Annotated in this window: 1 protein-coding gene; it reads left to right on the forward strand. The window is 62.8% G+C overall.

The features are described from left to right. The coding region (locus tag F2P45_RS34830; protein WP_166893562.1) for a DUF3126 family protein at nt 1-327 on the forward strand (327 nt) is incomplete at its 5' end. Nucleotides 328-336 lie beyond the last annotated feature (9 nt).

Below are 336 nucleotides of genomic sequence, written 5' to 3' on the forward strand. Positions count from 1 at the left end.
ATGAGACTCGCAGCCGACCCGCAGCACCCCGACTACGATGCCGTTATGCTCCCGGCCAACGTATACCTGAACGGCGAATACTTGGGCCACTGCATCTTTGCAGATGAAGATTCCGGCGAGGCAGTCTGCGCCGCGCTGAACAGTGACGGCAGCATCTACCTGGTCGATGACGAGTTTGCTACCGAGGTGATGTGCGGACACATCCGCATCGAGAAGCGGACCACACCCGGCGCTGCGGGCTTCGATGCATGGATGCGTGAGCGCACCGGGGCAGCACACGCCGCATACATGGCGCGGCACAGCGCCGGCGGCCAGGCATACGCATAACGATGGCCT

This window comes from Massilia mucilaginosa, assembly GCF_011682145.1.
GTDB lineage: Bacteria > Pseudomonadota > Gammaproteobacteria > Burkholderiales > Burkholderiaceae_D > Telluria_A > Telluria_A mucilaginosa.